Here is a 19,342-nt window from a genome sequence, read left to right as displayed (position 1 = left end):
CTCAATGGTTCGGCAATGCCAGGCATGGTAACCGATAGGTCTCCAGGGTTGTGATAGACCCCGTGCATGACGCTGTTAAGATGCCAGCGTTCGAAAGAGGGGCGGGCGGATGGATTTGCAGGGCAAAGAAGAGAAGGTCATCGCCGAGGTGCGCGATGACTTCGGTCTGATCCAGGTACTGGAAATCGGCGACTACCGCTTTCTGGAGTTCGGCGAAGCGGTGGAGCAGAGCTGTGTGTTCGTCAGCGATCCGAGCTGGCTGGAGTATGACTACACCCGCGCCATGCTGCTCGGCGCACTCTGTCACGAGGCGCCCGAGAGCGCCCTGTTCCTCGGCCTGGGTGCCGGTACCCTGACCCAGGCTTGTCTGCAGTTCCTGCCGCTGGAAGACGTGGAGGCCATCGAGCTGCGCCCCGATGTCCCACGCCTGGCCATGGAACACCTCGGCCTGGCCGACGACCCGCGCCTGTATGTGCGCATCGGCGATGCCACCCAGTTGCTCGGCAGCGCCGAGCCGGCCGACCTGATCTTCGTCGATCTGTATACCGACACCGGGCCGGCGGCGGGGCATTTGGCCTGGCGCTTTCTGGAGGATTGCCAGAAGCGTCTCAACCCCGGCGGCTGGCTGGTGATCAACCAGTGGACCAACGACGAAGGCAAGCCACTCGGCGCGGCGTTGCTGCGCGGGCTCTACCACCGGCACTACTGGGAAATCCCGGTGAAGGAGGGCAACGTCATCCTGCTGGTGCCGGCGGATCTGGAGCAAACCCTCGATCGCGAGGGGCTGGCGGCGCGGGCGCAGGCCCTGGCGCCGCGGTTGGGCTATAGCTTGCAGCCGCTGATCGATGTGCTACGCGCGGCAACCTGAAAATAATTTCGGTGCCGCTGTCGATCTGCTGCTCCTTTCATCGACTAGGTAGTGAACGGCTCTCGAAGGAGCCGCGATTCGATTACCGAGAAAGGAGCAAAGCCATGTTTGTGCAAGCCTATCTATTCTTCAACGGCCGCTGCGAAGAGGCGCTGGAGTTCTATCGCACCGCCGTCGGTGCCGAAGTGGAGGAGTTGCTGCGCTTTTCCGAGAGCCCCGAGCCGCTGCCTCCGGGGGCGGTGCCGGCGGGCTTCGAGGACAAGATCATGCATTGCTGCTGGCGTATCGGCGAGACCCGCCTCATGGCATCGGATGGTTGCGGTGGCGATGCGGCCGGATTCGAGGGATTCTCGCTGTCGCTGAATCCCGACGATGCCCAGCAGGCGGATCGCTTGTTCACGGCGCTGGCAGCTGGGGGAGAAGTGAAAATGCCTCTGGGCAAGACCTTCTGGTCGCCTTGCTTCGGCATGGTCAAAGACCGTTTCGGCATGTCCTGGATGATCAACACGGTTGGCGAATGACCTCGCTCGTTTAAAAGGAGAGAGCACGATGCGTTTCATGATGCTGATGATTCCAAAGGGTTACGAACTCGCCGCGCTCGGTACCACGCCCGAGCCGGAAGCGGTGGCCGCGATGATGAAATACAACGAGGCGCTGCAGGAGGCGGGCGTGCTGGTGGCGCTGGACGGGTTGCATCCACCGGCCTCCGGTGCGCGGGTATCGTTCGCCGGCGGCAAGCCGACGGTCACGGATGGCCCCTTCATCGAAACCCGCGAGGTGCTCGGTGGCTACTGGATGATCCAGGTGCAATCGAAGGACGAGGCCATCGAGTGGGCCAAGCGCTGCCCGGCCTCCGACAACGAAGTGATCGAGGTGCGCCAGGTGTTCGAGATGGAGGACTTCCCCGCCGATGTGCAAGAGGCCGCCGCCGGCTTTACCGAGATGCAGGCGGCACACTCCGGTCGCTGAGCCAAGGGTTCGCTCAGCGACCCGTGAAGTCTCCGGGGCGGCGCTCGATCATCGCGCGCACGCCTTCCTGGGCGTCGTCGCTGGCCATCAGTCGGCGCATGGTTTGCGGCAACGCGCCAGCGGCGGCATCGGCGCCCTCGCGCACGGCCTGGCGAGCGGAGGCCAGCGTAGCCTGGACGCCCAACGGGGCTTGCGCCGCAACCCGTTCGGCCAGGGCCAGTGCGCGATCCATCAGGTCTTCGCTGGCCATGACTTCCTGGACCAGTCCGAGGCGGTAGGCCTCCTGGGCATCGAAGGCATCGCCGGTCAGCAACCAGCGCATGGCATTGCCCCAGCCGGCGTGCTGGTGCATGCGCAAGGTGGCGCCGCCAAAGGGGAAGATGCCGCGTTGTACCTCCATCTGGGCGAAACGGGTGTTGCTGGCGCAGAGGTTGATATCCGAGGCCAGCATCAGTTCGATGCCGATGGTGAAGCAGTAGCCCTGGACGGCAACGATCACCGGCTTGCGGGTGCGCGGGCCGCCGAACACGCCCCAGGGGTCGCAGCCACCGTCGGGCACCTGCCAGCCGGCGGCGAACACCGGGCCGATGTTGGCGAGATCCAGGCCGGCCGTGAAGTGCTCGCCATGGGCGAAGACCAGCGCCACCCGGGTCTCGTCGTCGCGCTCGAACTCGCCGTAGGCCAGGCAGAGTTGGTTCAGCAACTCGAGATCGAAGGCATTGCGTTTGGCGACCCGGTCCAGTCCGATCATCAGGACATGGCCGCGCTTTTCGCGGCTGACACGGCTACTGGCGTTCTGAGACATCTGGCTACCCCCCGGCAAAATGAAACGACCCAAGGGGTATAGCCAGCCAGGCGGGGCTTGTCCAAAACAGCGGTCGAGACGATGGTCGACTGTCCGTCGTATCGCGGCGCTTTGTCGCAATGAAGAGAAAAACCCACGCGTCAGTCAGGTTTTTCCGGTATAGTGCGCGCCGGCCGTTGAACTGGCCGCGTTCAGGTACGTGCTCTACTCCCGAAGCCAGCCTTCGGCGGCCAGCTCGCCAAGCGAGCTACCCTTGACGTTTCATTCATCCGTTTTCGCAAATACTCGCCGACCGAGCTGCCAGGGTGACCTTCGGGTCTTACACGGCATGCGCAGCTTTGGAACATGGGTCTTTGCGGATGCACTTGAGGCAGACCCATGACCCAGGAAATCGGCGGCTTCGCCGCGCTCGGACTTCACCCCAATATTCTCGCTGCCCTGACGGCGGTCGGCTACGAAGAGCCTTCCCCGATCCAGGAACAGGCCATACCGGTCATTCTCGCCGGCCACGACATGATCGGCCAGGCCCAGACCGGTACCGGCAAGACCGCCGCCTTCGCCTTGCCGCTGCTGTCGAAAATCGACCCGGCCAAGCGTGAGCCGCAGGCGTTGATCCTTGCTCCGACCCGCGAGCTGGCCCTGCAGGTGGCCACCGCGTTCGAAACCTATTCCAAGCAGATGCCCGGACTCACTGTGGTCGCCGTCTACGGCGGCGCACCCATGGGCCCGCAGCTCAAGGCCATCCGCCAGGGCGCCCAGGTGATCGTGGCGACCCCTGGTCGCTTGGTCGACCACCTGCGTCGCGATGAGAAGGTCCTGTCCACCATCCAGTACCTGGTACTCGACGAAGCGGACGAGATGCTCAAGCTTGGCTTCATGGACGACCTGGAAGTGATCTTCCAGGCCATGCCGGAAAGCCGCCAGAGCGTGTTGTTCTCCGCGACGCTGCCGCACTCGATCCGTGCCATCGCCGAGAAGCACCTACGCAATCCGCAGCACATCAAGATTGCCGCCAAGACCCAGACCGTCGCCCGCATCGAGCAGGCCCATCTGATGGTGCATGCCGATCAGAAGATCAACGCCGTGCTGCGCCTGCTGGAAGTCGAGGAATTTGACGCGCTGATCGCGTTCGTGCGTACCAAGCAGGCCACCCTGGACCTGGCCAGCGCCCTTGAAGCCAAGGGCTACAAAGCCGCTGCGCTGAACGGCGATATCGCCCAGAACCAGCGCGAGCGGGTGATCGACTCGCTGAAGGACGGCCGCCTGGATATCGTTGTCGCGACCGACGTCGCCGCCCGTGGCCTGGACGTTCCGCGCATCACCCATGTGCTCAATGTGGACATGCCGTATGACCCCGAATCCTACGTGCACCGTATCGGTCGTACCGGTCGTGCAGGTCGCGATGGCCGCGCGCTGCTGCTGGTAACCCCGCGCGAGCGGCGCATGCTGCAGGTGATCGAGCGCGTCACCGGGCAGAAGGTCGGCGAGGTGCGCCTGCCTGACCCGCAACAGGTCCTGGATGCGCGTATCAAGAAGCTCACCAGCAGCCTGAAGCCGCTGGTGGCCGAGGCGGAGGCGACCCATGGCGATCTGCTCGACCGCCTGATCGCCGACCTCGGTTGCAGCCCGCGCGCCCTGGCGTCGGCGCTGCTGCGCAAGGCCACCAATGGCCAGGCACTGACCCTGGCGGAAGTGGAGCGCGAACAGCCGCTGGTGCCGAGCGCCCCGCGCGAGCGCAGCGAACGCTCCGGCGAGCGCGGCGAATACCGCGAGCGCCGTGCGCCGGTGCCGCTGGCCGAAGGTCGCGCCCGCTGCCGTACCGCCCTCGGCGCGCGCGACGGCATCGCAGCGAAGAACCTGCTCGGCGCCATCCTCAATGAGGGTGGCCTGGCCCGCGAAGCCATTGGCCGCATCCAGATCCGCGAAACCTTCAGCCTCATCGAGCTGCCGGAAGAAGGGTTGGATCGTCTGCTCGGCAAGCTCAAGGACACCCGTGTAGCCGGCAAGCAGCTCAAGCTGCGTCGCTATCGCGAGGATTGATGCCTCTCCGAGCCTAGAAAAAGCCCCGTCGCGAGACGGGGCTTTTTTGTTTTCGCCGGGTTGTCGAGGGCGGTTGGCGAATGACCGCTGGGGAGTGGGCCCTCAGCCGAACCGGTAGATGTCCATGCCCAGTGCTGCCAGGGTGAAACCTTGATGCACCACTGCGAAGTCGCCACCCGCGCCGCGGGCGAAGAAGAGCGGCAACAGGTGCTCGTCGCTGGGATGATTGCGCGCCGCCGAGGGCGCCTGGCGGCGGTAGTCGTGCAGCGCGGCGGTGTCGTTCGCGGCCAGCTTGGCGACCATCCAATCGCGAAACTCCTCGGCCCAGGGCTCGGCAATCTCGGGCTCCGCCTGCCAGTTCAGTTCGCCCAGGTTGTGGGTAATGCTGCCGGAGCCGATCAGCAGCACGCCGTTCTTCCGCAGCGTGGCCAACGCATGCCCGATGCAGGTCTGGAACGCAGGTCCCATGCGGCTGGGCAGGGACAGCTCCAGCACCGGCACGTCTGCCTGCGGATACATCAGCAACAGTGGCACCCAGGCGCCATGGTCCCTTGGGCGTTCGCGGTCGAAGCGACAGCTGAGGCCTGCCGCCTGCAGCAGGCGTGCGACCTCGGCTGCCAGCTCCGGTGCGCCCGGGGCCGGGTAGCGCACCGCGTAGAGTTCGGCAGGAAAGCCGTAGAAGTCATGCCAGGTGTCTGGCCGGCGCCCGGCACCGATCAGCAGTTCCGTGCTTTCCCAGTGCGCGGAGACCACCAGTACCGCCTGCGGGCGTGGCAGGTCGTCAGCCAGCCGGGCCAACGCCGGGCCGCTGGCACCCGGTTGCAAGGCCAGCATCGGCGATCCGTGGGAAATGAACAGGCTTGGCAGCATGGATGCATCTCGATGAAGGAATGGTGTCATCGTCCCTGCGCTGTCGGTGCAAATCCAATACAAAAGCTAGCGCGATATGATCGATTTGTCGGGCCTGATGCCGGTTGTGGAACCGGGCGGGCAGAAAAAAGGGCAGCCGTGGCTGCCCTTTCTTCTCACGGGCCCTCAGCGGGCGTTGCGCAAGGCTTCGATGCGTTCTTCCAGCGGCGGGTGGCTCATGAACAGCCCGGCGAACGTGCGCTTCTTCGCCGCGTTGATGCCGAACGCGGTCAGGCTGTCCGGCATATGCACCGGCACGCCCTGTTCGGCTTGCAGGCGCTGCAGCGCACCGATCATCGCGCCGGTGCCGGCGAGGTGGGCACCGGCTGCGTCGGCGCGGAACTCGCGCCGGCGGGAGAACCACATGACGATGATGCTTGCCAGGATGCCCAATACCAGTTCGGCAAAGATGGTGGCGACGAAGAAGCCGATGCCATGACCCTCTTCGTTCTTGAGGATGACCTTGTCGACGAAGTTGCCGAAGATTCTGGCGAAGAACATCACGAAAGTGTTCACCACGCCCTGGATCAGTGCCAGGGTGACCATGTCGCCGTTGGCTACGTGGCCGATCTCATGGGCCAGCACGGCGCGCACTTCGTCAGGCGAGAAACGCTCCAGCAGGCCCTGGCTGACCGCGACCAGGGCATCGTTCTTGTTCCAGCCGGTGGCGAAGGCGTTGGCTTCGTAGGCGGGGAAGATGCCGACTTCCGGCATGCGGATACCGGCTTCCCGGGAGAGTTGCTCGACAGTCTGCAGCAGCCACTGTTCATGGCGGGTGCGCGGTTGGCTGATGACCTCGGTGCGTGTGGTCATCTTCGCCATCCACTTGGAGATGAACAGCGAGAACAGCGAGCCGGCGAAGCCGAACACGCCGCAGACGATCAGCAGGTTGGCGTAGTTCAGGCCGGAACCCTGCAGGTAGCTGTCGACACCCAACAGCTTGAGGGTGATGCTGGCGATCAGGATTACCGCCAGGTTGGTGGCCAGGAACAACAGAATGCGCATTTCAGAGCGTCTCCTTACAGAGCAAAAGGCATGCGAGTTATGCCGGCTATATAAGGTCCGCCCCCCTGGCTATTCAACCGAGCGACTATTTCAAACTGTGTCGCTTGGGCCTTGCAGGGTGCTCTCGAAAAGCAATCGCGTCAGGCGCGCCAGGCGCTCGCCATGGTGGGTCGCCAGCGCTTCGCGTAATTGATAGGCGAGGGTGGAGTGCACACGCCGCACGCTGGGCGGCAGCGCCTCGCCGTCGCGTACGGCATGGGGCACGCCGCGGGACAGGCGCAGGAAGCCCTTCTCGGTGAGCACCGCCTGGTCCAGGGCATCGTAATGGATGGTCGAGTCGTAGCGGATGTAGCCCTCCTCGGCCAGCCAGAGCAGGGCGCCCAGGCAGCTCTGGTGGCGCTTGCTCGGCAGGCCGAACTCGTCCGGCTCTTCGCGGCCGATCAGGTCTTCCACGTAGAGCGCGATCTTGCGCGGGAAGGCCTGGTAGAGCAGCAGCATGCCTGCCGCGGCATCTTTGTAGAAATCGTCGATTTGCAGATCCATGGGCTTCGAATTCTGGCGAGGGGCCGGCAGGCGGCCCCTCGCTTATTGGCGGTAGCTTTTGAGGAAGTTGCCGATGCGACCGATGGCCTGCTCAAGGTCGTCGACACGGGGCAGGGTGACCACACGGAAATGGTCCGGCCAGGGCCAGTTGAAGGCGGTGCCCTGGACGATCAGCAGCTTCTCGGAAAGCAGCAGGTCGAGTACGAATTTCTCGTCGTTGTGGATCGGACAGACCTTCGGATCGATCTTCGGGAACGCGTAGAGCGCACCCATCGGCTTCACGCAGCTGACGCCGGGAATGTCGTTGAGCAGTTCCCAGGCGCGGTTGCGCTGTTCCAGCAGGCGGCCGTTGGGCAGCACCAGGTCATTGATGCTCTGGTAGCCGCCCAGCGCGGTCTGGATCGCGTGCTGGCTGGGTACGTTGGCGCAAAGACGCATGTTGGCGAGGATGTCCAGCCCCTCGATATAGCTCTGCGCCTTGTGCTTGGGTCCGGAAATCGCAACCCAGCCGGAGCGAAAACCCGCGACGCGATAGGACTTGGACAGGCCGTTGAACGTCAGGCAAAGCACGTCCGGCGCCAGCGAGGCGGTAGAGATGTGCTGGGCCTCGTCATAGAGGATCTTGTCGTAGATCTCGTCGGAGAACAGCACCAGGTTGTGCTGGCGTGCCAGTTCGACGATGTCTTCCAGTACGGCCTTGGAATACACGGCGCCGGTCGGGTTGTTCGGATTGATCAGCACCAGGGCCTTGGTGTTCGGCGTGATCTTGGCGCGCATGTCGGCGATGTCGGGAAACCAGCCGGCCTGCTCATCGCATAGGTAGTGCACCGGCTTGCCGCCGGCCAGGGCCACGGCGGCGGTCCAGAGCGGATAGTCCGGGGCGGGGATCAGCACCTCGTCGCCGTTGTTGAGCAGCGCCTGCATGGCCATGACGATCAGTTCGGAGACACCATTGCCGAGGTAGATGTCCTCGATGCCGACGCCTTCCACCTGCTTCTGCTGGTAATACTGCATCACCGCCTTGCGTGCGCTGAACAGGCCCTTGGAATCGCTGTAGCCCTGGGCGGTTGGCAGGTTGCGGATGACGTCCTGGAGGATTTCTTCGGGAGCTTCGAAACCGAACGGCGCCGGGTTGCCGATGTTCAGTTTGAGGATGCGGTGGCCTTCCTCTTCCAGGCGCTTGGCGTGCTTGAGCACCGGCCCGCGGATGTCGTAGCAGACGTTGGCGAGCTTGTTCGATTTACTGACCTGCATGTGAATGATCCCGAAGAAGAATGAACGCCGCGGAAAACGCCGGATCTGCAAGCCTTGGCAGGGGTGTAACGCGGGTGACAGACTGGGGTCGAATCATACGTTCGGCCCGATCCTGGGGAAAGGTACAGGTCGGCCTTTTTTCACCTTGAGGACTACCCATGGAAAAGCTTGAGAAACCCCTGGAGGCCTGGCGCGAGGAGTTGCCGGAGGAGCAGTTCCATATCTGTCGCCTGGGCGGCACCGAGCGAGCCTTCACCGGTGCCTACTACGCCACCAAGACCCCCGGTACCTACCATTGCGCCTGCTGCAATGCGCCGCTGTTCGACTCCGATGCCAAGTACGATTCCGGCAGCGGCTGGCCCAGCTATTTCCAGCCGGTGAGCGAGCAGGCAATCGCCAGTCTGGATGACTTCAGCCATGGCATGCATCGCATCGAGGTTCGCTGCGCCCGCTGTGATGCCCATCTGGGCCACGTGTTTCCCGATGGCCCGGCTCCGACCGGAATGCGCTACTGCATCAATTCCGCCTCGCTGAAGCTGGTGCCCCGCGAGTGACCGGTGGGCCGGAGGGCTGCCTGGCGGCCCATCCGGCTTGGGTCTCGATATCAGCGGGCGTTATTTTCCTCGAATAAATTGCGTGCAATTCAATTGCTCGCTATTTTTAATCCGTTTCCCAACGTGAAGGATCGAACAACCATGAGCGATAATCTCCTCAGCATTCCCTGCGCCACCATCAAGGGCGAAGAGAAAACCCTCGCCGACTTCGGCGGCAAGGCCCTGTTGGTGGTCAACACTGCCAGCAAGTGCGGTTTCACGCCGCAGTACAAGGGTCTGGAAAGCCTCTGGCAGCAATACAAGGACAAGGGGCTGGTGGTGCTGGGCTTCCCCTGCAACCAGTTCGGCAAGCAGGAGCCGGGCAACGAGGGTGCCATTTCGGAGTTCTGCGAACTCAACTTCGGCGTTAGCTTCCCGCTGTTCAAGAAGATCGACGTCAATGGCAGCAATGCCCACCCGCTATTCGTGCAGTTGAAGCAGCGAGCCCCCGGCCTGCTGGGCAGCCAGGGCATCAAGTGGAACTTCACCAAGTTCCTGATCGGCCAGGATGGCAAGGTCGTCAAGCGCTTCGCCCCGACCACCAAGCCGGAAGAGCTGACCGCCGAGATCGAAGCCTTGTTGCGATGACTCAGGCGACCATCGATCTCCCGGCCGAGTTGCTGCTGGACAACCAGCTTTGCTTCAAGCTCTACGCCGTATCGCGGGCAGTCATTCGCGGCTACAAGCCGATGCTCGATGCGCTGGGCCTGACCTATCCACAGTACCTGGCGATGCTGGTGCTGTGGGAGTGGCAGGCGACGCCGCCCGAGCAGCCGACGGTGAAGGCCCTGGGCGAGCGCCTGCTGCTGGACTCCGGCACGCTGACGCCCCTGCTCAAGCGCTTGCAGCAGCTGGGGCTGGTGCAGCGCCGGCGTGGCGAGCGCGACGAGCGCGAATTGCACCTGGCGCTGACCGAGGCCGGCCTGGCGTTGCGTGAGCGAGTCTTGCCGTTGAAGACCGAACTGCTTTGCGAGAGCGGCATGGCACCGGACGAACTGGACGAGTTGCGCGGTCGGCTCGGCGGCCTGCTCGAACGGCTCATGAGGTTATGACTGGCAACCAGGCATCCAGCATCGCGGCCAGTTCCTCACGGCGGAACGGCTTGGCCAGGTAGTCATTCATGCCGGCGGCGCGACAACGCTCGCGCTCGTCCGGCAGGGCATTGGCAGTCAAGGCAATGATCGGCAGGTCCGGCCAGCGCCCACTCTGGCGTATCCGCCGGCTGGCCTCGTAGCCGTCCATCACCGGCATGTTGCAGTCCATCAGCACCAGATCCGCGGTCGACTGTTCGAGGTAGGTCAGGGCTTCGCCGCCATGGGCAACGACCGCCACCTCGCACCCCAGTTTGCCCAGCATGCCCTTGGCCACCAGCTGGTTGACCGGGTTGTCTTCCACCAGCAGCACCTTTGCCTGGCGTTGCAGCAACTGTTCGACCTGAGCCGGATGCGGTGCCTCCTCGCTGTACGGTTGCAGAATGCGCCGCAAGGCCTGGTAGAGCGACGAGCGCGACAGGGGGCGGGCGAGCTGCTCGAGCGGCGCCAGGGTGGTGGTTTGCGAGGCGGGCATGAAACTACCGTAGGCAGTAACCAGCAGGAACGGCGCCTCGACGGCGGGGCGCAGGCCGAACAGGCGTTCGGGGCAGTCGCTGACCAGCACGTCGGCATCGATCTCTGTCGGCTTGGCGTCCATGTCCAGCCGCTGGTAATCCAGCCCCCAGGCCGGTAGCAGGCTGCCGAGCAGCTCTGCCAGGCCGCTATTGGCCGGGCTCAGGGCCAAAACGCGGCCGCTCAGGGCGGGGAATGTGGCGGGCCCCGCATGGGCGGGCAGCGGCAGTTCGGCGCTGAAACGGCTGCCGAAGCCTTCCTGCGAGTTGAGGGTGAGTTGCCCCTGCATGGCTTCGCAGAGCCGCCGGGTCAGCGCCAGGCCGAGACCGGTGCCGCCATATTGGCGGGTGATGCCGACGCCGGCCTGGGCGAACGGCTGGAAGATTCGCGCCCGAGCCTGTTCCGGAATACCGATGCCGGTATCGCGCACGATGATCTGCACGCCATTGGCGGAGCTGCCCACGCGCACATCGACCCGGCCGCTGCGGGTGAATTTGAGCGCATTGGACAGCAGGTTGCTGATCACCTGGCGAACGCGGGTCGGGTCGCCAAGCACCTGAGCCGGAAGCGCGGGGTCGATCAGGCAGGTCAGCTCAACGCCGGGCGCGGCGTTCTGCGACAGCAGGTTGGCGGTTTCCTCGGTCAGGGTGCCGAGATCGAAGGGGATCTTTTCCAGCTCCAGCTGGCCTGCCTCGAACTTGGACAGGTCGAGAATGTCGTTGAGCAACTCCACCAGCACCTTGCCGGAATCGTGGGCGATGGAAAGCTGCTGGCGCTGTTCGGTACTCAGCGGTGCATCCAGGGCCAGGGCCAGCATGCCCAGCAGGCCGTTCAGCGGCGTGCGGATCTCATGGCTCATGTTGGCCAGGAAGGCGGCGCGGGCCTGGGCCATTTCCAGCGCGGCGCGGCGGGCGATCTCGAGCTCCTGGTTGGATTGGGTGAGGCGCAGGTTGGTTGCCTTCAGCTCGGCGGTACGGGTGGAGACGATGTTCTCCAGCTCGCCGAGGTACTGGGTCAGCCGGTCTTCTGCCTCGCGGCGCTGGGTCATTTCCTGGGCGATGCTGGAGAGCTGCTGGTTGGCGACGTTGACCAGGATGCCGATCTCGTCGCGCTCATGACCGGGCGGGCAGGGCAGCATCTGGTGAGCCGGTGCGCGCGGGTCGCGGTCGCTGAGCGAGCGGATGACGCGCACCAGTGGCTTGGTCAGCATGAAATAGAACAGCACCAGCAGGATCAGCGAGAGCCCCAGGCTGCGTATGAAGCCTGTGAGCAGGGTGAGCATGGCGCGGCGCAGGAAGTTGCTGCCGAAGGCGTAGGTGTCGACCTCCAGGCGCAGCAGGCCGAGGGCTTCGTCGGGGGCGTGGGCGACGAACAAGAGGTCTTCGAATTGGCGGCTTTCGCCGAACAGGAAATCGCTGAAGACCCGGTAGCCGCTCTCGATGCGCGGGCGATTGACACTGGCGAGCGTCATGCCGCTGTTGTCGATGATCTCTGCGCGAATCACCACCGGCGACTGCAACAGGCCGAGCACCAACTCCTTGGCCAGTTCGGCGTCGATGTTGTAGGCGATGCGGGCGGCGGGGTTGTGGCTGATCTCCAGGAGCGAGCGGATCTCGCGATCGATGGAGGCGTCTTCGCTGGCATAATCGATGCCGACCTGGATCAGGCTGAGCAACGTGCCGAGGATGAACGCTACCAGCACGGTAAGACTGGCCTGTTTGAACGACAGGCGATTGGTTAGCGATATATCCATTGAAGTACTCGTTTCTCCGCTGGCCAAGCATAGCCCATCCGTTCCCGCCACCGTCAGAGTTTGGTGTGCGATCGTCCCAACAAAAAAGGAGAGCCCGTGAATTCCCGCCTGCTGGATTTTCTGGAGCGTGCCGACGCGCTGCTGACACGCATCGAACCCTTGTTGCCGGTCGCCACAGTACCGGTCGATTGGCGTACCTGCCTGGCTGCACGCTGGCAGCGCGAGGCGCGTGGCGGCCACTTGCTGCCGTTGAGGGTCAGCCTGGACCTGACCCCTGGCGATCTGATCGGCATCGATGCGCAACGTGAGTTGCTGGCGCGAAACACCCGCCAGTTCGTGGCCGGTATGCCGGCCAACCACGCCTTGCTATGGGGGGCACGCGGAACCGGCAAGTCGTCGCTGGTGCGCGCACTCCTGGCCGAGCACGCGGAAGCCGGGCTGCGCCTCGTCGAGATCGAGCGCGACCATCTGCCCGACCTGCCGCGGGTGGTGGAGAGGCTGGCCGATCAGCCAGAGCGCTTCGTGCTGTTCTGCGACGACCTGTCTTTCGATGCGGGCGAGGGCGATTACCGCATTCTCAAGAGCGTGCTGGATGGCTCGCTTGAACGCGCACCGGACAACGTGCTGCTCTACGCCACCTCCAATCGCCGGCACCTGATGCCGGAAAACCATAGCGACAACGAGCACTGGCAGCGGGTGGATGGCGAGCTGCATCCGAGCGAGGCGGTGGAGGACAAGATTGCCCTGTCCGATCGCTTCGGACTCTGGCTGTCGTTCTATCCGTTCAGCCAGGATCACTACCTGGCGGTGGTAAGGCACTGGATCGAGGTACTGGCTGCCCAGGCCGCGCTGGCCTGGCGTTGGGACGAGGCGTTGGAGAAAGCGGCGATCCGCTGGGCGTTGGGGCGCGGCAATCGCAACGGGCGCTGTGCCTATCAGTTCGCTCGGCAATGGGTGGGCAAGGCGTTGTTGGAGCGCAGGTAGGTCAAAAAGGCGCCCGGCTTGTCGTCGGGCGCTGGTCGAGGGGGCGAACTATCGTCTTCAGGCGGGTTGGCCGCCGAGCTTGGCGATGGTCTTCTGTTCGCGCGGCAGCACCTCCTGCACCGATTCGCGCGCCACGATGCGCGCGAAGTGCGCGGCCAGCGCCGGCCAGCGCCGAGCGTCCAGAGTTTCGCCGCCATGCTGCATGTTGATCAGCTGGCAGGCGACCGCGAGGTCGGCCATGCTCACGCGCTCGCCAACGAAGTAGGCCGCTTCACCGAGCGTCTTCTCGAGGTAGTCGAAGTGCGCCGGGAGCTTTTCCTGCAATGCCACGGCAATCGCCGCTTCGTCGCAGGGCTTGCCCATGGTGGGCTTGAGCACGCGGTTGCGGAAGACGGTGAAGGTGGTCAGCGGGGCCAACTCGTAATCGGCATATTTTTCCAGCCAGCGGATATGTGCACGTTGTACGGGATCGTCGCCATAGAGCGCAGGCCGCTCCGGGTACTGGTCTTCCAGGTATTGGCAGATGACGCTGGAGTCGGCGAGGGTGAGGTCGCCGTCGCGGAAGGCCGGAATGCGTCCAAGTGGGTTCAGCTCGCGGTACCAGTCGGGCTGGCCAAACGGCGTGACGATTTCCAGCTGGTAGTCCAGGCCTTTCTCCGCCAGGCACAGGCGCAGCTTGCGCACGAAGGGGGAAAGCGGTGCTCCGTAGACGGTCAATGCCATGAAGGGCTCCTTGTCGGCGTTGTTCATGGCGCGCACAGGCGCGCTCAGTCGTAGATGTTCTTCTTCTTCCAGTCGTCGTCTTCTTCCAGGGTTTTCAAGCCTTCGGTGAGCTCGCTGGGCTCGTCCGCGGCCGGCTTGTTGCTGGTCAGTACCAGGGCATTGGCACGTTCCAGCAATTTCTCCAGCTGCTGCAACTGCGCCTGGTAGCGCGCGGGGTCCGGCTGTTTGCGCAGGTATTGCACGCCGCGCTCGAAGGCCAGTCGCGCCTGGCCGGGCTGATGCTGTTGCAGGGCTCGCTGGCCAAGATTGGTGAAGAATTCGATGTGCAGCTGCGCCAGCATCAGGCGGATTTCCCCCAGCCAGCGCTTGGCCTCGTTGGGGGGCAGTTGGCTTTCCTGGGCGGCGCGGGTGATTTGTGCGTGCAGCGCTTCGAGCTGGAAGCGAACTTCCTTGGCCTGGTTCTCGTCGATGATCTGCTGCGGCGCGTTGTTCACCGGAATCGACTCGCCGAGAGCGATGGCGGAGCGCAGTTCGTCGATGCGGACCTTGACGGTGTTGTTGCGCTTATCCAGCGGCAACAGGCGCTCGCACAGCTGCAATTCGAGCTTGCTGAGCAGCAACTTCAAGGCGGGAGTCATCAACTGTCCCGGCAGGCCGCTGGAAATCGCGGCGCAACGCCGGATGCGGTCGTTGATGTCGGCTCGTAGGCGCGCCTTCTCCAGCTTGCTGCTTTCCAGCAGGTGGTTGGTGTAGCCGATGGCGATCAGTATGACGAGGCCGGTAACGATCAATAGAGTGATGACGAGTGGAGACACCGCTACAACCCCTCTGGTGCTGGCGCTTTGTCCGGAGTGTAGTGCGTTAACGCCGCTGCTGATAGAGCTTGGTTATGGATACGCGGCGCCGATGCGGGTGATGGCGATTTCTGAGGCCGCCAGGCTTGTCTGATTTGGGGCCGCCCGACCTGTTGCGGGAACCTTGCTTGGCCAGAAGTGTTTGATTTGAAAAATTTTTTATTGGAGGGTTGACGACCTTTCAAAGGCTCCATAGAATGCGCGCCACTTCCAGCGTGAAGGTGAAAGCAAAACGCAGGAAGCCGGAAAAACTGTTGTAAGTTCCGGGCCGCGTCCCCTTCGTCTAGTGGCCTAGGACACCGCCCTTTCACGGCGGTAACAGGGGTTCGAGTCCCCTAGGGGACGCCATTGCGGGAATAGCTCAGTTGGTAGAGCACGACCTTGCCAAGGTCGGGGTCGCGAGTTCGAGTCTCGTTTCCCGCTCCAAATTCACGAAACGCCGCTCAATAGAGCGGCGTTTTCGTTTGTGCGCCCCATGCGCCGACAAAGAAGCCCGCTCGGTGTTCCGGCGGGCTTTTCCGTTTGCGCGCGGCTATCAGTGCCGGTTGCTTTCCGGTGGCAGGGCCAGCAGTTGTTTTTCCCGGTTCCAGTCGAAAAGCTCGCCGTTCTGTTCGGCCTGATGGCGGCGCTCTTCGAGTTCCTGGAACAGGGCGATTTCCTCGTCCGGCATGTAGTGCAGGCAGTCGCCGCCGAAGAACCACAGCAGGTCGCGCGGCACCAGGTGGGCGACCTGCGGGTAGCGCTGGAACACCTGGCAGATCATGTCCTGCCCCAGGTGCCGCTCTTCGGGAATGTTCGGCAGATTCATCACCAGTTCATCGAAGCGTTCGAGAAACAGCGCATGGCTCTCTTCCGGGATCTGTTCGTTCTCGCCGAGGGCGAGCAGGACGCCGCGCAGATGGGCGAGCAGCGCCAGGTGATAGTCGAGATGTGGATTGGCCATTGGGGTTACCTGCTTTCGTAAGGGCGCGGGATTATACGCTGACGCTTCGTTAGCGCACCTTGCCGGGAGCTGGCGCCAGTTCGTCGGGGGTGAAGTCGTCGACATCGATTACCTGGCGTCGAGCCTTCTCCGCCTGGCGCAAGGCATTCGCTTCGGTGTCGTCGAGCACGCCGGCAGTCACGGCGGCGGCAATCGGGTCGGCGTAGCCGGCGGGGTTCAGCTGTCCGCTCTTGAGCGCCTTCTGCAGTTTTTCCGCGGCCGGTCGGCTGCTGGCGAGCAGGTCGAAGGCGTGGCGGAGGTCGCCGAGCGGGTCTTGCTCGTTCTCGGGGCGGTAGCAGCCGGCGAGCAGTTGCTCCAGTGCCGGGTCGCCGTCCGGGCGGCCGAGGATGCCGGCGACCTCGCTGTCCAGGGCATCGCTCGGGCCGTCATGGCGACGGCCGAGGGGGAACACCAACAGGTGCAGCAGGCAGCCGAGTATGCGGTTGGGGAAGTTGTCGAGGATTTGCGCCAGGGCGGTTTCCGCCTTGTTCAGCGATTCCTCGAGCGACCAGCGCAGCAGGGCCTGCTGCTCCTCGGGATAGCCCAGGTCGTGGTAGCGCTTGAGCGCCGCCGAACCCAGGTACAGGTAGCTGAGCACGTCGCCCAGGCGCGCCGAGAGCCGCTCGCGGCGCTTGAGTTCGCCGCCGAGCAACAGCATGCAGAGGTCGGCGAGCAGCGCGAAGGCCGCGGCCAGGCGGTCCAGTGCCCGGAAGTACGGGCGGCTGAGGGCGTTGCCCGGGGCGCGGCCGAGCCGACCCAGGGTGAGGCCGAGCAGCAGGGTGCTGGCGGCATTGCCGACGGCGAAGCCGACATGGCGCAGCAGCAGCGGATCGAATTTGTCCAGCGCGGCATCCTGGTCCGGTTCGCGGGCCAGGGCCATTTCATCGAGCAGGAACGGATGGCAGCGAATCGCGCCCTGGCCGAAGATCATCAGGTTGCGCGAGAGGATGTTGGCACCTTCCACGGTGATGAAGATCGGCGCCGACTGCCAGAGCCGCGCCAGGTAGTTCTTCGGCCCCATGATGATGCCCTTGCCGCCGTGGATATCCATCGCATGGGCGATGCATTCGCGGCCACGCTCGGTCAGGTGGTACTTGAGGATAGCCGAGAGCACCGAGGGCTTCTCGCCGAGGTCGACGGCATGGGCCGTCAGTATGCGCGCGCCGTCCATCAGCCAGGCGTTGCCGGCGATCCGTGCCAGGGGTTCCTGGATACCCTCGAAGGCGGCTAGCGGCACGTTGAACTGTTCGCGAATCTCCGCATAGCGACCACTGGCGTAGCTGCAGTACTTGGCCGCGCTGGTGCCGACCGCTGGCAGGGAAATCGAGCGACCGACGGATAGGCAGTTCATCAGCATCATCCAGCCTTGGCCGAGCATTTCCTGGCCGCCGATGATGCTGTCCAGCGGCACGAACACATCCTTGCCGGCATTCGGCCCGTTCATGAAGGCGGCGCCGAGGGGCTGGTGGCGATTGCCGATCTCGATGCCCGGCAGGTCGGTGGGGATCAGCGCAAGGCTGATGCCGAGGTCCTCCTGCTCGCCGAGCAGGTGGTCGGGGTCGTAGGTCTTGAAAGCCAGGCCGAGCAGGGTGGCTACCGGGCCCAGGGTGATGTAGCGCTTTTCCCAGTTCAGGCGCAGGCCGAGCACTTCCTCGCCTTGCCAGAGCCCCTTGCAGATAACGCCGCTGTCGGGCATGGCGGTGGCGTCGGAGCCAGCGTAGGGGCCGGTGAGGGCGAAGCAGGGAATCTCCTCGCCGCTGGCCAGGCGTGGCAGGTAATGGTCGCGCTGGGCCTCGGTGCCGTAGTGCAGCAGCAGCTCGGCGGGACCGAGCGAGTTGGGCACCATCACAGTGGTCGCCAGGTCGCCGCTGCGGGTGGCCAGTTTCATCACCACTTCGGAATGGGCGAAGGCGGAGAAGCCCTTGCCACCGTATCGTTTGGGAATGATCAGGGCGAAAAAGCCGTTGCGCTTGATGAAGTCCCAGGCCTCGGTCGGCAGGTCCAGGCGCTGGCCGATCTGCCAGTCGCTGACCATGGCGCAGAGTTCCTCGGTCGGCCCGTCGACGAAGGCGCGTTCTTCCTCGGTCAGGCGGGCCGGCGGGTAGGCGAGCAGCGTGTCCCAGTCCGGGCGGCCGCTGAACAGCTCGCCATCCCACCAGACGGTGCCGGCTTCGATGGCGTCTTGCTCGGTCTCCGAGAGGGGCGGCAGCACCTTGCGAAACCAGCGGAGCAGGGGGCCGGTGAGATGCCGCCGACGTTGCTCGGGCAGGACCAGGGGCAGTGCCACCGCCAGCCAGGGTAGCCAGAGAAGCAGCATCAGCCAGGCGGGCGCGCAATCCGACAGCCCCATGAGAATCAGGTAGCCAGCGACCAGCGCCAGGGCAGGGCCGGGAGCGATGCGCAGATGGGCGAGAAAGAGTACGCCGACAATCAGAACGAGTAGCCAGAGCAACAGCATGGACATCTCCGTGGGCGATGGCGGTAAGGCCGTCTCAGTATAGGCACCGGCCTCTTGGCGCCGGCTGGCAGCAAGGGCGGGAAGCTTGGCCGGATCGTCGTTAGTCCGGGGCGATAGCGCTGGTTAGACTGGGCGAACGCGAAAAGGAGAGCTTCGATGCGCGAATACCTGCAGCCCGGCCGCTTCATCGATAGTGACCACCCAGTGGTAGTCGAGTTCGCCGAGCGCGTGCGCGGGGCCAGCCGGAACCCCTTGCAGCAGGCGGTGAGCCTCTACTACGCGGTACGTGACGAAATTCGCTACAACCCTTACGTGTTCAGCCGTGATCCGCAGACGCTGAAGGCCAGCCATGCGCTGCTGGCCGGCGAGAGCTATTGCGTGCCCAAGGCGGCGCTGCTCGCCGCCGGTGCCCGGCATTGCGGGATTCCCGCGCGCATAGGCCTGGCCGACGTGCGCAATCACCTCTCCACGCCGCGGCTGCTGGAACTGCTGCGCAGCGAGGTATTCGCCATGCACGGCTACACCGAGCTGTACCTTGGCGAGCGCTGGGTCAAGGCGACGCCGGCCTTCAACCTGGCGCTATGCCAAGTATTCGATGTGGCGCCGCTGGAGTTCGATGGCCTCGAGGACAGCGTGTTCCATCCGTTCAATCGCCAGGGCGAGCGCTACATGGAATACCTGCACGACCACGGCCAGTTCGCCGACGTGCCGGAGGCGCTGTTCTTCGGCCACCTGGCACGCTGCTATCCCCATCTGTTCGCCGACGGCGCGGCCTTTCTGCAAGGCGACCTGCAGGCCGAGGCGAACGGTCATGCACAGGCTCGATAAGTAACATCAGTCCAGGCGTCTTTATTCTTCCGGCGACCCTGCTAGGCTGCGGGACGATATTCGGTGCCGATCACCGTTCCCCGAACTGCAATCCGATGCACGCTGACGGTAGACTCGGCCGTTTTGCGCGGCCGCTTGCGTGCCCATTTCCTTCTCATTCTGGTGCCTGA

19 protein-coding genes and 2 tRNA genes are annotated in these 19,342 nt (G+C 64.2%); 11 read left to right on the top strand and 10 right to left on the bottom strand.

The genetic code is table 11. The annotated features are described in order from the left end of the window. Window positions 1-109 precede the first annotated feature (109 nt). The 3 genes from ACWKV7_RS15080 to ACWKV7_RS15070 all read left to right on the top strand — a co-directional run bounded on the left by ACWKV7_RS15080 (window position 110) and on the right by ACWKV7_RS15070 (window position 1,837). A complete protein-coding gene (locus ACWKV7_RS15080; protein WP_483858500.1) occupies window positions 110-868 on the top strand; it encodes a spermidine synthase in 759 nt (252 codons plus the stop codon). A gap of 104 nt (window positions 869-972) precedes the next feature. After that, window positions 973-1,389, top strand: a complete 417-nt coding sequence (locus ACWKV7_RS15075) for a VOC family protein (protein WP_483858499.1) — start codon at window positions 973-975, stop codon at window positions 1,387-1,389. A gap of 28 nt (window positions 1,390-1,417) precedes the next feature. Further along, a complete protein-coding gene (locus ACWKV7_RS15070; protein WP_483858498.1) occupies window positions 1,418-1,837 on the top strand; it encodes a YciI family protein in 420 nt (139 codons plus the stop codon). Between the two features lie 13 nt (window positions 1,838-1,850). Here ACWKV7_RS15070 and ACWKV7_RS15065 read toward each other — a convergent pair whose 3' ends face one another. Continuing rightward, window positions 1,851-2,642 carry a crotonase/enoyl-CoA hydratase family protein gene (locus tag ACWKV7_RS15065; RefSeq protein ID WP_483858497.1) on the bottom strand — a complete coding sequence of 264 codons (792 nt, stop codon included), beginning with the start codon at window positions 2,640-2,642 and terminating at the stop codon, window positions 1,851-1,853. 378 nt (window positions 2,643-3,020) lie between these two features. Here ACWKV7_RS15065 and ACWKV7_RS15060 point away from each other — a divergent pair, with 378 nt between their 5' ends. Next, window positions 3,021-4,682 carry a DEAD/DEAH box helicase gene (locus tag ACWKV7_RS15060; protein WP_483858496.1) on the top strand — a complete coding sequence of 554 codons (1,662 nt, stop codon included), beginning with the start codon at window positions 3,021-3,023 and terminating at the stop codon, window positions 4,680-4,682. A 102-nt stretch (window positions 4,683-4,784) separates the two neighbouring features. On the opposite strand, the gene ACWKV7_RS15055 is transcribed toward ACWKV7_RS15060, so the two are convergent. The 4 genes from ACWKV7_RS15055 to ACWKV7_RS15040 form a co-directional block, all read right to left on the bottom strand. Then, complete coding sequence (locus ACWKV7_RS15055; RefSeq protein WP_483858495.1) at window positions 4,785-5,552, bottom strand: DODA-type extradiol aromatic ring-opening family dioxygenase; 768 nt, start codon at window positions 5,550-5,552, stop codon at window positions 4,785-4,787. Between the two features lie 165 nt (window positions 5,553-5,717). Continuing rightward, the gene (gene htpX, locus ACWKV7_RS15050; protein ID WP_483858494.1) at window positions 5,718-6,596 is read right to left on the bottom strand and encodes a protease HtpX; all 879 of its coding nucleotides are present in this window, start codon (window positions 6,594-6,596) and stop codon (window positions 5,718-5,720) included. 90 nt (window positions 6,597-6,686) lie between these two features. Next, window positions 6,687-7,139: a hypothetical protein gene (locus ACWKV7_RS15045; RefSeq protein WP_483858493.1), complete on the bottom strand. Its 453-nt coding sequence runs from the start codon at window positions 7,137-7,139 to the stop codon at window positions 6,687-6,689. 42 nt (window positions 7,140-7,181) lie between these two features. Continuing rightward, window positions 7,182-8,393 (bottom strand): pyridoxal phosphate-dependent aminotransferase, encoded by a 1,212-nt coding sequence (locus ACWKV7_RS15040; RefSeq protein WP_483858492.1) that lies wholly within the window; start codon window positions 8,391-8,393, stop codon window positions 7,182-7,184. Window positions 8,394-8,551: 158 nt separating this feature from the next. On the opposite strand from ACWKV7_RS15040, the gene msrB reads away from it, so the two are divergent. The 3 genes from msrB to ACWKV7_RS15025 all read left to right on the top strand — a co-directional run bounded on the left by msrB (window position 8,552) and on the right by ACWKV7_RS15025 (window position 10,038). After that, entirely contained in the window at window positions 8,552-8,947 is a 396-nt protein-coding gene (gene msrB, locus ACWKV7_RS15035) for a peptide-methionine (R)-S-oxide reductase MsrB (protein ID WP_483858491.1), read from the top strand. A gap of 141 nt (window positions 8,948-9,088) precedes the next feature. Then, window positions 9,089-9,574: a glutathione peroxidase gene (locus ACWKV7_RS15030; RefSeq protein WP_483858490.1), complete on the top strand. Its 486-nt coding sequence runs from the start codon at window positions 9,089-9,091 to the stop codon at window positions 9,572-9,574. Next, the gene (locus tag ACWKV7_RS15025; protein ID WP_483858489.1) at window positions 9,571-10,038 is read left to right on the top strand and encodes a MarR family winged helix-turn-helix transcriptional regulator; all 468 of its coding nucleotides are present in this window, start codon (window positions 9,571-9,573) and stop codon (window positions 10,036-10,038) included. Before ACWKV7_RS15030 ends, ACWKV7_RS15025 begins: the two co-directional genes overlap by 4 nt. Here the strand turns inward: ACWKV7_RS15025 and ACWKV7_RS15020 are convergent. Next, window positions 10,025-12,343: a hybrid sensor histidine kinase/response regulator gene (locus ACWKV7_RS15020; protein ID WP_483858488.1), complete on the bottom strand. Its 2,319-nt coding sequence runs from the start codon at window positions 12,341-12,343 to the stop codon at window positions 10,025-10,027. The two genes, ACWKV7_RS15025 and ACWKV7_RS15020, sit on opposite strands and share 14 nt — an antisense overlap. 96 nt (window positions 12,344-12,439) lie before the next feature. On the opposite strand from ACWKV7_RS15020, the gene ACWKV7_RS15015 reads away from it, so the two are divergent. Then, the gene (locus tag ACWKV7_RS15015) at window positions 12,440-13,327 is read left to right on the top strand and encodes an ATP-binding protein (RefSeq protein ID WP_483858487.1); all 888 of its coding nucleotides are present in this window, start codon (window positions 12,440-12,442) and stop codon (window positions 13,325-13,327) included. 57 nt (window positions 13,328-13,384) lie between these two features. Here ACWKV7_RS15015 and ACWKV7_RS15010 read toward each other — a convergent pair whose 3' ends face one another. Further along, the gene (locus tag ACWKV7_RS15010; RefSeq protein ID WP_483858486.1) at window positions 13,385-14,050 is read right to left on the bottom strand and encodes a glutathione S-transferase family protein; all 666 of its coding nucleotides are present in this window, start codon (window positions 14,048-14,050) and stop codon (window positions 13,385-13,387) included. 44 nt (window positions 14,051-14,094) lie between these two features. Beyond that, the gene (locus tag ACWKV7_RS15005; protein ID WP_483858485.1) at window positions 14,095-14,865 is read right to left on the bottom strand and encodes a hypothetical protein; all 771 of its coding nucleotides are present in this window, start codon (window positions 14,863-14,865) and stop codon (window positions 14,095-14,097) included. Window positions 14,866-15,176: 311 nt separating this feature from the next. Between ACWKV7_RS15005 and ACWKV7_RS15000 the strand changes: the two genes are divergently transcribed. Together ACWKV7_RS15000 and ACWKV7_RS14995 are read left to right on the top strand one after the other, a co-directional pair. After that, a tRNA-Glu gene (locus ACWKV7_RS15000) sits at window positions 15,177-15,252 on the top strand. A gap of 2 nt (window positions 15,253-15,254) precedes the next feature. Next, window positions 15,255-15,330 (top strand) — tRNA-Gly (locus tag ACWKV7_RS14995). Between the two features lie 109 nt (window positions 15,331-15,439). On the opposite strand, the gene ACWKV7_RS14990 is transcribed toward ACWKV7_RS14995, so the two are convergent. Both ACWKV7_RS14990 and ACWKV7_RS14985 read right to left on the bottom strand, forming a co-directional pair. After that, window positions 15,440-15,847 (bottom strand): PA2817 family protein, encoded by a 408-nt coding sequence (locus ACWKV7_RS14990; RefSeq protein WP_483858484.1) that lies wholly within the window; start codon window positions 15,845-15,847, stop codon window positions 15,440-15,442. Window positions 15,848-15,896: 49 nt separating this feature from the next. Beyond that, a complete protein-coding gene (locus ACWKV7_RS14985; protein WP_483858483.1) occupies window positions 15,897-18,344 on the bottom strand; it encodes an acyl-CoA dehydrogenase in 2,448 nt (815 codons plus the stop codon). A 156-nt stretch (window positions 18,345-18,500) separates the two neighbouring features. Here ACWKV7_RS14985 and ACWKV7_RS14980 point away from each other — a divergent pair, with 156 nt between their 5' ends. Beyond that, window positions 18,501-19,172 (top strand): transglutaminase-like domain-containing protein, encoded by a 672-nt coding sequence (locus ACWKV7_RS14980; protein WP_483858482.1) that lies wholly within the window; start codon window positions 18,501-18,503, stop codon window positions 19,170-19,172. The last annotated feature ends 170 nt before the right edge of the window (window positions 19,173-19,342 follow it).

It is taken from the genome of Zestomonas ipomoeae, assembly GCF_057128665.1.
This window is presented reverse-complemented; position numbering and strand designations above follow the sequence as displayed.

What these genes read in the sequence shown, in the direction of transcription:
- ACWKV7_RS15080 (WP_483858500.1), top strand. Translation starts at nt 110, where the DNA reads ATGGATTTGCAGGGCAAAGAAGAGAAGGTCATCGCCGAGGTGCGCGAT.
- ACWKV7_RS15075 (WP_483858499.1), top strand. Translation starts at nt 973, where the DNA reads ATGTTTGTGCAAGCCTATCTATTCTTCAACGGCCGCTGCGAAGAGGCG.
- ACWKV7_RS15070 (WP_483858498.1), top strand. Translation starts at nt 1,418, where the DNA reads ATGCGTTTCATGATGCTGATGATTCCAAAGGGTTACGAACTCGCCGCG.
- ACWKV7_RS15065 (WP_483858497.1), bottom strand. Translation starts at nt 2,642, where the DNA reads ATGTCTCAGAACGCCAGTAGCCGTGTCAGCCGCGAAAAGCGCGGCCAT.
- ACWKV7_RS15060 (WP_483858496.1), top strand. Translation starts at nt 3,021, where the DNA reads ATGACCCAGGAAATCGGCGGCTTCGCCGCGCTCGGACTTCACCCCAAT.
- ACWKV7_RS15055 (WP_483858495.1), bottom strand. Translation starts at nt 5,552, where the DNA reads ATGCTGCCAAGCCTGTTCATTTCCCACGGATCGCCGATGCTGGCCTTG.
- htpX (WP_483858494.1), bottom strand. Translation starts at nt 6,596, where the DNA reads ATGCGCATTCTGTTGTTCCTGGCCACCAACCTGGCGGTAATCCTGATC.
- ACWKV7_RS15045 (WP_483858493.1), bottom strand. Translation starts at nt 7,139, where the DNA reads ATGGATCTGCAAATCGACGATTTCTACAAAGATGCCGCGGCAGGCATG.
- ACWKV7_RS15040 (WP_483858492.1), bottom strand. Translation starts at nt 8,393, where the DNA reads ATGCAGGTCAGTAAATCGAACAAGCTCGCCAACGTCTGCTACGACATC.
- msrB (WP_483858491.1), top strand. Translation starts at nt 8,552, where the DNA reads ATGGAAAAGCTTGAGAAACCCCTGGAGGCCTGGCGCGAGGAGTTGCCG.
- ACWKV7_RS15030 (WP_483858490.1), top strand. Translation starts at nt 9,089, where the DNA reads ATGAGCGATAATCTCCTCAGCATTCCCTGCGCCACCATCAAGGGCGAA.
- ACWKV7_RS15025 (WP_483858489.1), top strand. Translation starts at nt 9,571, where the DNA reads ATGACTCAGGCGACCATCGATCTCCCGGCCGAGTTGCTGCTGGACAAC.
- ACWKV7_RS15020 (WP_483858488.1), bottom strand. Translation starts at nt 12,343, where the DNA reads ATGGATATATCGCTAACCAATCGCCTGTCGTTCAAACAGGCCAGTCTT.
- ACWKV7_RS15010 (WP_483858486.1), bottom strand. Translation starts at nt 14,050, where the DNA reads ATGGCATTGACCGTCTACGGAGCACCGCTTTCCCCCTTCGTGCGCAAG.
- ACWKV7_RS14990 (WP_483858484.1), bottom strand. Translation starts at nt 15,847, where the DNA reads ATGGCCAATCCACATCTCGACTATCACCTGGCGCTGCTCGCCCATCTG.
- ACWKV7_RS14985 (WP_483858483.1), bottom strand. Translation starts at nt 18,344, where the DNA reads ATGCTGTTGCTCTGGCTACTCGTTCTGATTGTCGGCGTACTCTTTCTC.
- ACWKV7_RS14980 (WP_483858482.1), top strand. Translation starts at nt 18,501, where the DNA reads ATGCGCGAATACCTGCAGCCCGGCCGCTTCATCGATAGTGACCACCCA.